The following is a 15,659-nucleotide window of genomic DNA, read 5'->3' on the forward strand; positions in this document are numbered from 1 at the left end:
CCCTTCTTCAACATGAAAACAAACCACCTCTACGCTTGGCTGCTTTCGTCGGCCCTGCTGTTTACGGCCTGTGACAACAAGCCAAACGATACGAGCCAAAGTACCCCGGACTTCAAAGTCATGGCGGAGTCGTTCGCCGACCTGCAGGTACTTCGCTACCAGGTACCCGGCTGGGAGGAGCTCAGCCTTCAGCAAAAAACGCTGGCCTACTACCTCTACGAAGCCGCCCTGAGCGGCCGCGACATCATCTACGACCAGCACGGCCAATACAACCTCACCGTCCGGAAAACCCTGGAGGCTATCTACGGTACCTATTCGGGGAGCAAGTCGGGCGAGGATTGGGAACAATTCCAAACCTACGCCGGGCGGGTGTGGTTTAGCAACGGCCTGCACCACCATTACTCCAACGACAAAATTCTGCCGGAATTTTCGGCGGAGTACTTTTCGGAGCTCATCCAGAAAACCGACGCCAGCCAGCTGCCGCTGCAACCGGGCGAAACCGTGGCGGCCTTCCTGGCGCGCGTGCAGAAGATTATCTTCGACCCCACCTTCCAGCCCAAAATGGTAGACCTGCGCGCGGGCATCGACAACGTGGTGCATTCGTCCAACAACTTCTACGAAGGCGTAACGCAGAAAGAAGTGGAGGATTTCTACGCCACCTTCCCGCAGAGCGACCAGGAGCCCGAATGGGGCCTCAATAGCAAGGTGGTGAAAGTAAACGGCCAGGTACAGGAGCGGGTCTGGAAGTCGGGCGGGATGTACGGCCCGGCCATCGACAAGATCATTTTTTGGCTGCAAAAAGCCGTGACCGTAGCCGAAAACGACCAGCAAAAACTAGCCTTGCAACGGCTGGTGGAATACTACCAAACCGGCGACCTGAAGAAATGGGACGCCTACAACATCGCCTGGGTGGCCGACACCGCCAGCCGCCTGGACGTGGTCAACGGCTTTGTAGAAGTGTACAACGACGCCATCGGCAAAAAGGGTAGCTTCGAAAGCGTGGTGTCGCTCAAAGACATGGTCGCGACGCGGCGCATCAAGGCTATTGCCGACCAGGCCCAGTGGTTTGAGGACAACGCGCCGCTGCTGCCCGCCCACAAAAAGAAGGAAGTGAAGGGCATCAGCGCCAAGGCTATCACGGTGATCGTGGAGGGCGGCGATGCCACTCCAAGTACCCCCATCGGCATCAACCTGCCTAACTCCGACTGGGTACGGAAAGACTACGGCTCGAAGTCGGTGTCGCTGAGCAACATCGTACACGCCTACAACGCATCCAGCGCCGGGAGCGGCTTCCTGGACGAGTTCGTGGGCAACGAAGCCTCGCTCCAGCGCATGAAAAAGTACGGCAACCTGGCCAGCGACCTCCACACCGACATGCACGAGTGCATCGGCCACGCGTCCGGGCAGCTGAACTCCGGCGTAGGTACCCCCGACAAAACCCTGAAAAACTACGCCTCGACCCTCGAAGAAGCCCGGGCCGACCTGGTGGCGCTTTACTACATCATGGACCAGAAGCTGGTGGACATCGGCGTGATGCCCTCGCTGGAAGTGGGCCAGGCCGAGTACGACAGCTACCTCATGAACGGACTCATGACCCAGCTGACGCGCCTCAAGCCCGGCGACCAGATCGAAGAAGCCCACATGCGCAACCGCGCCCTCAACGCCTACTGGGTGTATGAGAAAGGCAAGGCCGACAACGTGGTGGAGTTTGTAAAGAAAAACGGCAAAACCTACGTGCAGGTCAACGACTACGCCCGGCTGCGGGTACTTTTTGGGGAGTTGCTGCGGGAAATTCAACGGATTAAGTCGGAGGGCGATTTCGAGGCGGGTAAGGCGCTGGTCGAAACCTACGGCGTGAAGGTGAACCCCGTGCTGCATCAGGAGGTACTTGAGCGCTACGCCAAACTGAACGTAAAACCCTACAAGGGTTTCATCCAGCCGCGCCTGGTGCCGGTGATGGAAGGGGACAAAATCACGGACGTGAAGCTGGAGTACCCCGATTCCTTCTTTGACCAAATGCTCGAATACGCCAAAAACTACTCCTACCTGCCGGTCATGAATTGATTTTTCATGCTCGTCCCCGGGCGTCTTCTACTCGCGTTGGAAACGCAAGTCAGACGCAACCGCCGATTAAAAATCGGGGTTAGCAGGTCAATGAATTAGCTCATCATACATGGCCGAATCCGTTCATAAGGCTTTGCCATCGCGCGGGTATACTGGGCACCAATCCCATCTGTTTAAAAAAAATAGGTACAGACTTACTTACTCATCAATAACAGCGGACGGGAAGTCTATTAGAAATCCTGAAGCACCCTATAACCCTTACTTGGGGGCGTAAAAGCCGTGCTTGGTCTAGTCTGGTTTGTATTCCATTTTTGATAAACGTTGTTTTTTCTTCATTTTTGTACGAATGAAAACCTGCCTCAACCTATCAGCCCCTTGACTCAGCCCGTGAAACCCGACTCCCTCTCTTCGCAGCAGGACAACAGCAAACTGAAGTACCTGCAACTTGCCCAGCGACTGACCGATCAGATCAAAAACGGAGAGCTGCGCGTCAACGACCAGCTGCCGTCGGTCAATCAGCTGTCGGCCGACCTCCGGATCAGCAAAAGTACCGTGCTGATGGGCTTGAACCACCTGAGCGAGAAGGGCATCATCGAGGCCGTGTACCGCAAGGGGTACTTTGTGCGCAAAAGCCGCATCGACCACGACTACCGGGTTTTTTTCCTGATGGACAAGCTCACCGTTTTTAAGGAAGAGCTATATCAGGCTTTTTACAACAAGCTCAAAGACAGGGCCGACATCGACGTTTTCTTTCACAACCACAACTACCGCATCTTCGAGCGGCTGGTGCTGGAAAACCTGCACAACTACACCCATTTCGTCATTATCTCCATTCTCAAAGAGGACGTTTCGGAAATCATCAACCAGATCCCGCCCGAAAAAAGGATCATTCTGGACTACAACCAGGAGGGGCTCACGGGCAACTACTCGGCCGTGTACCAGGACTTTGCGGGGGATCTGTACGCGGCCCTGCGCGACGTGAAGGAGCGGATCGGGAAGTACAAGCGGCTGGTCATGGTGCTGCCCGACAACGTCTTTTACGGGCACCTGGTCAAGGAAGGCTTCCAGCAATTTTGCCAGGAGTTTGACCAGCCCAGCGCCCTCATCAACCGCATCAGCGAGGAGCATTTCGCCCCAGGCGACGTGTACATTACCCTCAATCGCTACGACATCGACGACGTCAACATCATCAAGCTCTGCCGCCAGTACGGCTACACCCTGGGCAAGGACATCGGACTGATTTCCTACAACGATCTGTACATGAAAGAGGTACTTGAGGGCGGTATCACGGTCATCAGCACCGACTTCGTCCGGATGGGCGAGGAGGCCGCCCAGCTCATCCTGGAGCAGCGCACGGCCAAAATCAAAAATCCCAGCAAGCTCATCATTCGTGCTTCGCTTTAAATTTTTTTTGCCTGTACTGGTTTGTATTGGTTTTATTAAGATTTTGTTATATTTGTGTCATCCCAAATTTTAGTGCGATTGCTTCTATTTATCCAAAATGAAGTACTTTCACTAGTAAAATAGGGGAAATAGCTTGTAGGAAGTGGTCGCGAGGTATTTTCTGGTTTGGTCTGTACTGTATTTATAGATAATCTTTTCAATACAAGTAAGAACATTTTTCAGGAAAGGGTACTTGCGAGCCAGCCAGAGAAAGCAATTGGCCAGGGTAGTTTTACCGGAATAAGGATAGATAGCATGAGAACAAAGTACTTAGTATTTTCCTGGATGGCATTGGCATTCCTTGCCTGGGCTCCGACCTGGGCGCAGTCGGGTGCTCCCTCCGGGCCGGGGAAGCCCAGGCTCCTGATTCCCCCAACCAAAATTTCCCAGACGGTACTTTCGCACACGCAAGTAGGAGAGAAGCCTTACTTGTCTTTTCCCTGCCTGCTTCGCCTCAACGAGCAGGAGATCCTGATTACCTTCAAGCGGGGTACTTCCCACGGCACCGACCGCCAGGCCGACAGCGACGTTATCCGGTTCAATACCGTAACGGACCAGGTACTTGAGCACAAGACCATCGGCAGCTTGCCCGACCAAAAGTACCAGCTGACGCTGCCCGTGCGGCTGCCTTCGGGCGCTATTGCCTTTTTTGCCGATTTACAACATCAGGGCCACGACAACCGCCACTACCGCGACGGCATGCTCTACGCCACCAGCCCCGACCAGGGAAAAACGGTAGGTACCTGGAAAAAGCTACCGTTGGTGGATGGCGTGGAGTACGGCTACCCGCTGGACGCCCTTGTGGAAGGCAACACTGTGTACCTGCTGGCGATGTCGTTTGGGTACCGTCCCGGCGGCTTGTGGTCGGTCGCGGTGCTGCGGTCGGACGACGGCGCGAAGAGCTGGAAACGGGTCCAGAATATCACCGAGGCCCTGGGCGGTGGCCCCATCAACGAGAGTTGCTTCGTGCGCGTGGGCAGCGACTTCCTGGTGGTGTGTAGGGGGTACCTGGGGCAGGAGACGCGCCTTGCGCGCTTTGACCAGCATTTTAAGCTCAAACAAGTCGTTGACCTCACCGGCCCTCAACAGCTGATCGGAGGGTACATTGGCTGGCCCCGCATCTTCTACCGCGACAACCGGCTGTACGTCATGGGCCGCATGTGGCCGGGCGGCGCGTCCTACCAGGTACCTCCGGGTCAGTACCCCGAGCAAAAGAACGGTCGGCTGGGATTGCTGCGCATCCAGCCAGAGAGCCTGGCGGTGGAGCAACTGGCGCTGCTGGATAACGAAGAAGGACTAACGCCCATCAAAGACGGCTACTACGCTGCACCTTACTGGCAGAAAAAGGGGGATGAGGTGTGGTTCAACGCCGTTACGTACCGGGCCATCGGTACCCATCCGCCGGATATTATCCGGCTGGCGTTTCGCTGGGACGAAGTAAAGTAGGGGTACCTGAAGGGTAGGTAGTTTGGGTAAATACGCCAATCATTTTAAAGCGCAGGCTGTGGTGGTATCGCATCGTTTTTGGCTGGTCGGGGTACTTTGGCTGCTGGCCGTGCCCAGCGCCCGGGCGCAGCAGGAGTGGCTGGGCTGGGTGGGCGGAAAACGCGTGTACCTGGCCTGGCCAGACGAGGGCCTCAAGCCGGGGCAACCCGTGCTGCTGGCCCTGCACGGCAGCGGCCGGGAGGCCGAAAGCTACCGGCCCGAGAGCCCGCAGGGGGTACCTTTCTACGTACACCAGCGCGACCTGGCCCTGAGCGGCGGGTACCTGTTCGCCGCCGTCTCAAACGGGCGCGCCACCTGGGGTACCGACGAAGGCCTACAGGCGGTACTTACGCTCTACGACTCCCTGCGGCAGCACGCCGCCGTAGCCGAAAAATGGGTGTTGTGGGGTAGTTCGGCGGGCGGGGTACTGACCAACCGGCTCGTCCGGGAGCATCCCGACAAGGTACTTAAGGTACTGGGTACCTTTCCGGTCTACGACCTGGCCGCGGCCTTTGACCACCTGCAAACCGCCCGCGACGCCTGGCAGGAAAAAGAAAAAGCCGAGCGGGCCAATCCGGCCCGCGACCCGGCCCCGCTCAGCAAAGTACCTTACCTGCTGTTTCACGGGCGGGAGGATGAAGCCGTACCGGCCCCGATGCATTCGGAGCGGCTGCGCCAGGAAGTAAACGCCCTGGGCGGGCAGGTGCAGCTGTACCTGGTACCGGGCGGGCACAGTACCCAAAACTTCGCACTTTACCAGGACGACCTCATTCGCGCTTTTTTACAAAAATAAGGGGCCTGCATTACGTACTCTTTGTACTGTACTGGTCTGGTTTATAACATTACCATTCTGTCTATTTCTAAACTTTTATCGCACATGAAAATGAAAAAATGTACCCACAAAACCGGCAGGGAAGTACCTCCTCGGTGGCGGTATTGGCTGGTAATGAGTGCTTGGCTCGGTTTGATAGCCAGTAGCTACGGCCAAACGCTGTCCGTTTCCGGGCGGGTTACCTCGCGCGAAAGCGGCGAATCATTGCCGGGCGTGAGTATTCTGGTGAAAGGTACCACCCAAGGTACCACCACCGATGCCAACGGTACCTACCGCCTGGACGTACCGGCCAACGCCGTGCTGGTGTACTCCTTCATTGGTTTTACGCAGCGCGAAGAGCCCGTCGGGCAACGCAGCACGCTGGACGTAGCCCTGCAACCCGACGTGATGGCGCTGGAGCAGGTGGTGGTCGTGGGCTACGGTACCCAGAAAAGTACCCGCATCACCGGGGCCATTGCCCAGGTCAAAGCCACCGACCTGGAAGAGCGCCCCGTGGGGCGGGTGGACCAGGCCCTGATGGGCAAGCTGGCGGGCGTGCAGGTGCAACAAACCAGCGGCGCCCCCGGCAAGGTACTTGACATCAAAGTGCGGGGTACGAGCTCCATCAATTTTTCCAACTCGCCCCTTTACGTGGTGGACGGCTTCCCGATTTCGGGGGATTTGAACAGCATCAACACCAACGACATTGAGTCCATCGAGGTACTTAAGGATGCGGCTTCGGCGGCTATTTACGGCTCTCGCGGGGCCAACGGCGTGGTACTTATTACGACCAAAGCCGGTAAAGAAGGGAAGCCCACGATCCAGTTCGACGTGTCGCACGGCTTGCAGAAACGCTTCAGCCGCTACGACGTCCTGAACCGCGACGAGTGGATCGAGTACGCCATCGAAGAGCGCAACAACAGCTGGGTACTTCAGGGAGGCCGCGCCACCGACCCCAACAGCGCCCGCGCCAACTCCAACTACTGGATCGACCCCGTGTGGCTGACCAACCCGACCTCCCTGCCCGACACCGACTGGCAGGACGTAGTGGACCGGACGGCCCCCGTGAGCAACTACCAGCTTTCGGCTTCGGCTTCCAACGACAAATTCAAGTACTACATCTCGGGCAACTACTTCGATCAGAAGGGAATCATCATTGGTTCGGACTTCCGGCGCATGTCGTTCCGGACCAACCTGGAGTCGCGCTTGTCGCGGGTCGTGAACGTGGGAATTAACCTGACGGCCAGTACGACCGTACGCAACGACCCCAACACCGACTCCAACGCCGGGCCCGTGAGCCGGTCGCACATCATGCCGCCGGTGGTGCAGCTGACGCAACAAACCGAGCGGGGCGGGTACTATCCCTTCGTGCTGGCGGCGCTGATCAACCCGTTGGCGATGCTCGAAGAATACACCAACGAAAACAAAGCCAAGCAATTTTTGGTCAATGCCTATGCCGACTTTTACCTAGCCTCTAACCTAAAACTCCGCTCTAGCTTCGGCACCGAGCAGCAAGCCGCCGAAAACCTGTATTTTATTCCCAACAACATCAACCGCGGCAATGGCAGCCAGGCTACGGCTTCAAATTTTACCTACGAAAATTACCTCACCGAGCACATGCTTAACTACCAGCTAACCCGGAGCAACTGGGATCTGGACCTGCTGGGGGGCTTTTCGTACCAGGAAGCCAAGACAGGTACCTTGAGCATGACCAAGCAGGGCTTTGCCGACGAAGAAATCCGGACGCTCAATGCCGGTACCATCCTGGCCTCGGGGGGCTCGGATCTGACGCTGTGGAACCTGATGTCGTTCCTGGGCCGGGCCAATTTTTCCTATAAAGAAAAGTACCTGCTGGCCGCCAGCGTGCGCCGCGACGGCAGCTCACGCTTTGGCCGTGACAACCGCTGGGGCTGGTTCCCGTCGGTGTCGGGGGGCTGGCGGCTATCGCAGGAGGAATTCCTGAAGAATGTCTCCTGGATCTCTGACCTGAAGCTCCGGGCTAGCTACGGCGTGGCGGGCAATAACAACATCGGTGATTTTGCGTCGATCGGTACCCTCACCTCCGGCAACTACGTGATCGGGACCAACCAGCAGAAAGTACCCGGCTACCAACCGGCCTCGTTTAGCAACACACAGCTGGGCTGGGAGCGCACGCACACTACCGACATCGGACTGGACCTGGGCTTGTTCCGCAACCGGATTCAGGTGGGGCTCGATTACTACATTGCCGATACCCGCGATCTGTTGCTGAACGTGCAGATCCCGGAAGTGACGGGCTTCCAAACCGCCCTGCGCAACATCGGGAAGGTACGTAACCAGGGCGTGGAGCTGGAGCTCAGTACCATTAACATCGACCGCGCCGTGAAGTGGACGTCGAACTTCAATATTTCGGCCAACCGCAATAAAGTACTGGCCCTGGGACCAGACGGCAGCCCTATTTACGGCACCAACGAAGGCTACCGCGTCACGATCACGCAGATCGGCCAGCCCATTGGCAGCTACTACCTCTTTGAGCAGGAGGGCGTTTTCATGGATCAGAACGACCTCGATACGCACCCCCACTACCTCCGACAAAACGTGGGTGATATAAAGTACAAGGACATCAACGGCGACGGCGTAATCAATCAGGAAGATATTAGAATTGTGGGCAACGCCATGCCGGATTACTTCTGGGGCTTCCGCAACTCCATCAGCTTCAAAGGACTGGACCTGACGATCTTCATGGACGGCCAGGCGGGCGTCAACATCCTGAACATCGGCAGCCGCTCCAACATGCAGTCGCGGCAAAACGTATGGGGTATGTGGCGTGACCGCTGGCGCTCGCCCGAAAACCCCGGCAACGGCATGGTACCCCGGGCCGCCGTCACCGACAACATGACCACGCCTTCGACCTTCTGGATGTTTGATGGCTCCTACTGGGCCATCCGCAACATCACCCTGGGCTACAACATCCCGACTTCGCTCATGAGCAAAGTGGAGTGGCTGAATTCCATTCGGCTTTTCGGTAGCGTCGACAACGTGTTCATGCGGGATCACTACCACCGCAGTCCGCAGACCGGCAACCACGCCAACTCCAGCCTGACGCCCAACATCGACAGCGGCACCAGCTACCCGTTGGCCACTACCTATACCCTGGGTTTAAGCGTACGATTCTAACCATTGCAACACTATGAAACGCAGTATTCTATTCTTATTCATGAGCCTGCTGGCTGGTTGCTCACAGCTGGACCTGGTGCCGGTTTCGCAGCGGAGCGTGGCCAGCTTTTACCAAACCCCCACGCAGGTCAACCAGGCCCTAATGGGCGCCTACAACGGTCTGCGCCACGCGCAGGTGCGGCAGCAGTATTCCTACATGCTCACCGAGTCGCGCAGCGACAATGCCTTCCAGAGCCTGGATTACAACGACGGCAACACGTCCCGCTTTACCGAAACCTCCCTGCTGCCGATTCTGTACACGGCCTGGAGCGATTTCTACAACAAGATCCAGTTTTGTAATAAAATACTGGAAGAAATGGTGAAAATTGAGATTCCGGAGGCCGAAGCCCGGCAGTACGAAGGCGAGGCGAAGTTTATCCGGGCACTGCTGTACTTCGATCTGGTTCGGCTGTGGGGACCGGTACCATTGGTAACGACCTCCCTGACCATCGACCAGGGCTATCGCGTGACCCGCAACAGCGCCGAGGAAATCTACCAGCAGATTGAGCGGGACCTAACCGACGCCATGAACCTGCTCCCCGAAACCTACAACGCCGCCAATACCGGGCGCGCTACGCGCTGGGCCGCTCAGGCCTACCTGGGCAAAACCCTGGTGTACCAAAGCGGGTACCCCTTGAAGAAAAACCGCTGGGCCGAAGCCGCTACGTTGCTGAAGGGCGTTATCGACTCGGGCCGCTTCACCTTCTTTGAAAACTTCGCCGATATTTTTAAATACGAGCACGAGTCGGGCCGTCAGGCGGTTTTTTCGCTGCTGTTCAAGGCGGGCGTGCAGGGCGAAGGCAATCCCTTCCCAACCCGCAACGCGCCCAACTTCGTCTCGCGCGACGTGGTACCTTTCGGGGGGAGTCCCTTCCAGCTCTTCCTGTCGGATGATCTGATCAAGAGTTTTGAGCCGGGTGATCGTCGCAAAGAGGCGACGATCCAGAGCGAATGGCGCAACAACGCCAATGCCACGATCACGACCATGCCTTTTAGCAAAAAGTACCTTAACGGTCCCGTGGTAGCCGCCAGTGACTGGGAGATCGACTGGATTGCGCTACGCTACGATGACGTGCTGATGCTCTACGCCGAAGCCCTGAACGAGCAGGCCTACGTAGCCAACGGCGAAGCTTTTGAGATTTTGAACAAAATCCGGCAGCGGGCAGGGTTGGCACCCAAAACCGCCGCCGAAGTACCCAACCAAGCGCAATACCGCCTGTGGATGGAGCAGGAACGTCGGCACGAGTTTGCCTTCGAGAACCAGCGCTGGTTTGACCTCGTCCGGACCGACCGGGCCCTGGACGTGATGAAACCTTTTTTGCGTACCTACGCTCAGGAGGGGAATTTCCAATCGAAGGATCGGTACTTTTACCCCGTACCGCAGTCGGTCATTGACGTTAATTCCAACATTACCCAAAATCCGGGCTACAATTAATGAATCTAGACACGCATCGAATATCGGGGTCCTGGACGACCCTGCTGCTACCCATTCAAGCCGACGACACGATCGACTACGTAGCGCTGGCCGAAGGCATAGACCGGCTCATTGCCCTGAAGGTAAGCGGGATTTATTCCAATGGTACCGCCTGCGAATTTTACACCCAGACAGAGGCCGAGTTTGACCAGATCAACGCGCTGCTGGCCGAGAAATGTACCGCCGCCGGCATGCCCTTTCAGATTGGCTGCAGTCACATGAGCCCGCAGCTCTCGCTGGAACGGCTCAAGCGCGCCGTGGCGTTGAAACCCAGCGCCTTTCAGGTCATCCTGCCCGACTGGAGCATTCCCACCCTGCCGGAGATCATCCATTTCCTGGAGCGGATACAGCAGGCCGCCGGAGGTACCGACCTGGTACTTTACAATCCGCCCCACGCCAAGAAGGTACTTCAGCCCGACGAATACCGGCAGCTGCGGGAGGCGGGTATCGAGCTGGCGGGTTGCAAGGTCATGGGCGGCGATGGTACCTGGTACGCTGCCATGCGCGAAGCCATGCCGGGTATGGCGCTGTTTGTGCCGGGGCATACGCTGGCCAGTAGCCTGCTGCTGGGGGCCGATGGCGCCTACTCCAACGTCGCCTGCATTCATCCGGGCGCGGCCCAGGTCTGGTACGAAACCATGCTCCGCGACAGTCCGGCGGCCCTGGAGCAGGAGAAACGGATTCAGCTGTTCATGCAGCAGTACATCCGTCCCTTCATCCGCGACCACGGCTACTCCAACCAGGCCGTCGATAAATTCATGGCCGCGGTGGGCGGCTGGGCACCCATCGGGACGCGCCTACGGTGGCCCTACCGTTCCATTCCCGAGGCGGAAGTAGCCCGCGTGCGGGCGGCGGGTCAGGAACTTATACCCGAATTTATGCGGGAGGTACTTTGACGGGTACTTTTCTCGAATAAAGAAGAGAAAATCAATCGTAACGATTACAAAATACCAGAACGAACCATTATTAGTACGTACTCATGATTTTAGTTGAAGCAGAAAACTTTGGAGATACCGGTGGGTGGGTCATCGACCAGCAATTCATGGACCAAATGGGATCTCCCTTTTTGTTGGCCCACGGCCTGGGGCAACCCGTCGCCGACGCCACCACGCAGGTAGATTTTCCCGAAGCAGGTACCTACCACGTATGGGTACGTACGCGCGACTGGACGGCCCCCTGGCGTCGGGCGGGGGGTACTTCGGCCGACTGGGAAGCGCCGGGCCGGTTCCAGCTTCTGCTCAATGACGAGCCCCTGGATACGGAGTTTGGTGCGGAAAAAGCCGACTGGCACTGGCAGTACGGCGGCGCCAGGTACCTTGAGAAGGGTACTTCCCAACTAACCCTGCGCGACCTCACCGGCTTCGACGGGCGCTGCGACGCCATTGTGTTTAGTACCAATCCCGACGAAAAACTACCCGATAACGGACCGGAGCTGCTGCTTTTACGCCGAAAACTACTAGGCTTCGATGGAGACCCGACCGAGATGGGTAATTTCGACCTGGTGGTCGTAGGCGGCGGCATCGCCGGGATTTGCGCGGCGGTTTCGGCGGCCCGGCAGGGACTGCAGGTGGCGCTGGTGCAAAACCGTCCGTTGGTAGGCGGCAATAACAGCTCCGACGTGCGGGTACAGCTGGGCGGGAAGGTCAACATGGAACCGTACCCGGCCATCGGGAATTTGGTGAATGAGCTGGACCCCCAGCAGGTACAGAACGCCCGCCCCGCCGAGGAATACAAGGATGATTTGAAGCTAGGGTTAGTAGAAAACGAACCCGGCGTGCAGCTTTTCCGGAATGTGCACGTCAACGAAGTTGAGAAGGAAGGTACCCGCATCCGGGCGGTGGTAGGCCAGCACGTCCAAACCGGCGAGCGGCTCCGGTTCCGCGCGCCGCTTTTTGCCGACTGCACCGGCGACGCCAACCTGGGGTACCTGGCGGGAGCCGACTACCGGATTGGGCGCGAATCCCGCGCCGAAACGGGCGAAACCCTGGCTCCGGAGGAAGCCGACACCATGACCATGGGTAGCTCCGTGATGTGGTACTCGGTGGAAGAAGAAGGTCAGGAGTTCGGGTTTCCCGAAACGCCCTGGGCGCTGCAGTTCGACGACCAAACCTGCCAAAAGGCCCGCAAGGGCGACTGGGACTGGGAAACGGGGCTGGGCCGCCACCAGGTAGATGAATTTGAATATATTCGCGATTACGGGCTGCGGGCCGTGTTTGGCAACTGGTCGTTTTTGAAAAATAAGAGCGTGCGAAAAGACGATTTCCTGAACCGTAAACTGGAATGGGTCGCCTACGTGGCCGGTAAGCGCGAATCGCGGCGGCTCCTGGGCGACGTTATTCTGCAGCAGCAGGACATCGACAGCAGCCGCCAGTTTCCGGACGGCTGCGTCACCACCACCTGGTCCATCGACCTGCACCATCCGCGCATCATTCCGGGCTTTGAAGACGAGCCGTTCCGGGCGCGCTGCGTCAAAACCAAGATTGCCCCCTACGCCATTCCGTACCGTAGTCTTTATTCCAGAAACATCGACAACCTGTTTATGGCCGGACGAAACATCAGCGTGACCCACGTGGCGTTGGGTACCGTGCGGGTTATGAAAACGACCGGCATGATGGGCGAAGTGGTGGGCCTGGCGGCTTACCTAGGTACCAAGTACGGCGCGTCGCCGCGGCAAGTATATGAGCAGTACCTGGAGGAGTTTAAGGAAGTACTGCGGGCGGGGGTACCTGCGCTGGCCGAAACTCCCGCTAAACTATGAAGGGAATCAGGAGCCTCGTTCTGCTGCTAGGGATCGTTTTTCTGTTTACTTCGTGCCAAAGTACTTCCGAGCGGGACGTAGTCGATGACGCGCTGCGTGAGCAGGCCTTGGAAAAACTAAAAACGCCCCTGGCCGACGACTCCCTGCGCTGGGAAAAGGTACACGCGGCCGAGTACCTCCTGAGCTTGCAATACACCGATCAGGTACAGGCCGTTTTTATCCAAGAGGAAAAATCGTTTGGAGACCAACCCATGTACCGCATCGGGATCTGGCGGGTACTGGCGCAAGCGGCTACCTCTGCTGAGGAGCGGGCGCAATGGGTGCAGCGCATCGAGGCCGTGTACCAGGACCCTACCGCCCCGGACCGGGTACACGCGGCGGAGTCGCTGGCCAAGCTGCGGGTACCTATCCTCGAGCCGGAGCGGCGGCAGCCGGATACTGACCCCATCCTACATTTATTTGCGACCTGGGCCGAAGCCTATACTTCCAAGCCTGCCGCCAGCCAGGCCCAGGAGACCTTACTGCAACTCGTGGCGGCGACGGAACGGCCGGTTCGGGAACGAAAGCTGGCGGCCTACGCGCTCAGGCACCTGGGTACTTTGCCCGACTCCGCTTGGACCCACCTGGCCGACCTCGCCCTGCGTGAACCGGCTACTTCGGAGGCGCGCGTTTTTATGCTAAGTGCGGCCTTCGTCACCGCCCCTGGTACGTCATCCGGGCGTTGGCAGCCCGTGCGGGAGGCATTGCTTGCGGCGGCGCAGTCGGGCCGAAAAGCCGAGCGCTACGAGCTGGCAGTGGCTTTAAGCGAAAAAGGTACTTCGTCCGAAATTACCTTGCTCACGAGTCTGCTCGATGCTACCCAAGGGGGTACTTTTAGCCGGGAAGACGTGGTGGATATGCAGCTGGCAGCGGCCTACGCCCTGCTCCGCATCGACCGGCGCGCCGAACCGGCCCTGACCATCCCTGACTGGATCGTGATTGTACTCTACGGAGCGGCCATGCTGGGTACGGGCTGGTTTTATTCCCGCCAAAACAAAACCCAGGAAGACTACCTCCTGGGCGGCCGCCAGATGAATCCCATCGCCGTGGGCATTTCGCTGTTTGCCACGCTGCTAAGTACCCTGAGCTACCTTTCGTACCCCGGCGAGATGATCCAGCACGGACCGGCCATTTTCGCGGGTATGTTCGCTTTTCCGTTTGTGTACTACGCGGCGGGCTGGTGGCTCATTCCCCGGATCATGCAAATGAACGTCACCAGCGCCTACGAGATCCTGGAGCGGCGGTTCGGGCTCTCCGTGCGGCTCATGGCAACCTTCATGTTTTTGTCGCTGCGGTTTCTCTGGATGGCCACGATTATCTACGTCACGGTGGATGTGGCCCTGCTCTCGGTAGTACCCATTGATCGCGCGTACGTCATGCCCATCGGGATTTTGCTCATGCTCATCACCATTGTCTACACCGCCATGGGTGGGTTGAAGGCCGTGGTCGTGACCGACGTGGTGCAGTCCATCATCTTTCTGGGCGGGGCGCTGCTAAGCATCGTGGTGGTATGTTTTCATTTTGGGTCGGTCACGTCCTGGTTTCCGCAGCAGTGGCCTACCTACTGGGACCCGCTCCGCTGGGGCTTTGACGCCACCGAGCGCTCGACGGTGGGCAACGCCATGATGATGCTGTTCGTGTGGTATATCTGCACCACCGGCTCCGACCAAATGGCCATTCAGAGGTACCTTTCTACTAAAGACATTCGGGCGGCGCGCCAGTCGTTGCGGGTATCGCTTTATACCAACCTGCTGGCCAAGTGCCTCCTGGGCTTGGTGGGGCTGGCGGTTCTGGCGTTTTTTACCAAAAATCCCCACTTTCTGTCCGACGGCCGCTCGTTGCAGCAGCAGGCCGACACGCTCTTTCCCCGGTTCATTCTGGTGGGACTACCGGCGGGGCTGTCGGGTCTGGTGATTGCGGGCTTGCTGGCGGCGGCCATGTCGAGCCTGTCGTCCGGGCTCAACTCCGTGTCGTCGGTCCTTTCGGAAGATATCATCCAGCGGTTTCGGCGCTCGGAGTCGTCGAAGGCCGATCTGTTGAAGCAGGTCAAGCGCTTGTCGTACTTCACGGGGGCCGTCGTGATGATCCTGAGTATTTTGGTGGCCAGGGTAGAAGGCAATCTGTTCGACGTCGTCACCAAGATCGTCAACCTGTTCGTGGGGCCGTTGTTCGTGCTGTTTTTTATGGCTCTGTTTGTGCCGTTTGCTACCACCAAAGGTACCTTGGCCGGTGGACTGGCCGCCATTGCTGCGGCCTGCGGGGTGGCATTTTTTGGCATGTTGGGGATTACCGTATTCTGGATCTTACCCGTAGCCTTAGTCGCGGGGGTAGGCGTAGGTACGTTGGTCAGTTTTTTGGAAAATAAAGTAGGTATTACAAAATAGAAAAAG

At 57.9% G+C, this 15,659-nt stretch carries 9 protein-coding genes; all 9 read left to right on the forward strand.

Going from position 1 to position 15,659, the window contains the following annotated elements:
• The first annotated feature begins 12 nt into the window (after positions 1-12).
• The 9 genes from HNQ92_RS05570 to HNQ92_RS05610 all read left to right on the forward strand — a co-directional run bounded on the left by HNQ92_RS05570 (position 13) and on the right by HNQ92_RS05610 (position 15,653).
• On the forward strand, positions 13-2,064 hold the full coding sequence (locus HNQ92_RS05570; protein WP_184172048.1) for a dipeptidyl-peptidase 3 family protein: 2,052 nt from the start codon (positions 13-15) through the stop codon (positions 2,062-2,064).
• A gap of 375 nt (positions 2,065-2,439) precedes the next feature.
• Positions 2,440-3,468: a GntR family transcriptional regulator gene (locus HNQ92_RS05575; RefSeq protein ID WP_221307394.1), complete on the forward strand. Its 1,029-nt coding sequence runs from the start codon at positions 2,440-2,442 to the stop codon at positions 3,466-3,468.
• A 324-nt stretch (positions 3,469-3,792) separates the two neighbouring features.
• Positions 3,793-4,953 carry a sialidase family protein gene (locus HNQ92_RS05580; RefSeq protein ID WP_184172050.1) on the forward strand — a complete coding sequence of 387 codons (1,161 nt, stop codon included), beginning with the start codon at positions 3,793-3,795 and terminating at the stop codon, positions 4,951-4,953.
• Positions 4,954-4,975: 22 nt separating this feature from the next.
• Positions 4,976-5,785 carry an alpha/beta hydrolase family protein gene (locus HNQ92_RS05585; protein ID WP_184172052.1) on the forward strand — a complete coding sequence of 270 codons (810 nt, stop codon included), beginning with the start codon at positions 4,976-4,978 and terminating at the stop codon, positions 5,783-5,785.
• An 84-nt stretch (positions 5,786-5,869) separates the two neighbouring features.
• Positions 5,870-8,959, forward strand: coding sequence for a SusC/RagA family TonB-linked outer membrane protein (locus tag HNQ92_RS05590; RefSeq protein WP_184172054.1), 3,090 nt, complete (start codon positions 5,870-5,872; stop codon positions 8,957-8,959).
• 13 nt (positions 8,960-8,972) lie between these two features.
• Positions 8,973-10,433 (forward strand): RagB/SusD family nutrient uptake outer membrane protein, encoded by a 1,461-nt coding sequence (locus HNQ92_RS05595; RefSeq protein ID WP_184172056.1) that lies wholly within the window; start codon positions 8,973-8,975, stop codon positions 10,431-10,433.
• Positions 10,433-11,368, forward strand: coding sequence for a dihydrodipicolinate synthase family protein (locus HNQ92_RS05600; protein ID WP_184172058.1), 936 nt, complete (start codon positions 10,433-10,435; stop codon positions 11,366-11,368). Before HNQ92_RS05595 ends, HNQ92_RS05600 begins: the two co-directional genes overlap by 1 nt.
• Positions 11,369-11,451: 83 nt before the next feature.
• On the forward strand, positions 11,452-13,230 hold the full coding sequence (locus HNQ92_RS05605) for an FAD-dependent oxidoreductase (RefSeq protein ID WP_184172060.1): 1,779 nt from the start codon (positions 11,452-11,454) through the stop codon (positions 13,228-13,230).
• Positions 13,227-15,653, forward strand: coding sequence for a sodium:solute symporter family transporter (locus HNQ92_RS05610; protein ID WP_184172062.1), 2,427 nt, complete (start codon positions 13,227-13,229; stop codon positions 15,651-15,653). Before HNQ92_RS05605 ends, HNQ92_RS05610 begins: the two co-directional genes overlap by 4 nt.
• The last annotated feature ends 6 nt before the right edge of the window (positions 15,654-15,659 follow it).

This window comes from Rhabdobacter roseus, assembly GCF_014202275.1.
GTDB classification, from domain to species: Bacteria; Bacteroidota; Bacteroidia; order Cytophagales; family Spirosomataceae; genus Rhabdobacter; species Rhabdobacter roseus.

Excerpts from the sequence above, each read along its gene's own strand:
- HNQ92_RS05570 (WP_184172048.1), top strand. The coding sequence starts at position 13 with ATGAAAACAAACCACCTCTACGCTTGGCTGCTTTCGTCGGCCCTGCTG.
- HNQ92_RS05580 (WP_184172050.1), top strand. The coding sequence starts at position 3,793 with ATGGCATTGGCATTCCTTGCCTGGGCTCCGACCTGGGCGCAGTCGGGT.
- HNQ92_RS05590 (WP_184172054.1), top strand. The coding sequence starts at position 5,870 with ATGAAAATGAAAAAATGTACCCACAAAACCGGCAGGGAAGTACCTCCT.
- HNQ92_RS05595 (WP_184172056.1), top strand. The coding sequence starts at position 8,973 with ATGAAACGCAGTATTCTATTCTTATTCATGAGCCTGCTGGCTGGTTGC.
- HNQ92_RS05600 (WP_184172058.1), top strand. The coding sequence starts at position 10,433 with ATGAATCTAGACACGCATCGAATATCGGGGTCCTGGACGACCCTGCTG.
- HNQ92_RS05605 (WP_184172060.1), top strand. The coding sequence starts at position 11,452 with ATGATTTTAGTTGAAGCAGAAAACTTTGGAGATACCGGTGGGTGGGTC.
- HNQ92_RS05610 (WP_184172062.1), top strand. The coding sequence starts at position 13,227 with ATGAAGGGAATCAGGAGCCTCGTTCTGCTGCTAGGGATCGTTTTTCTG.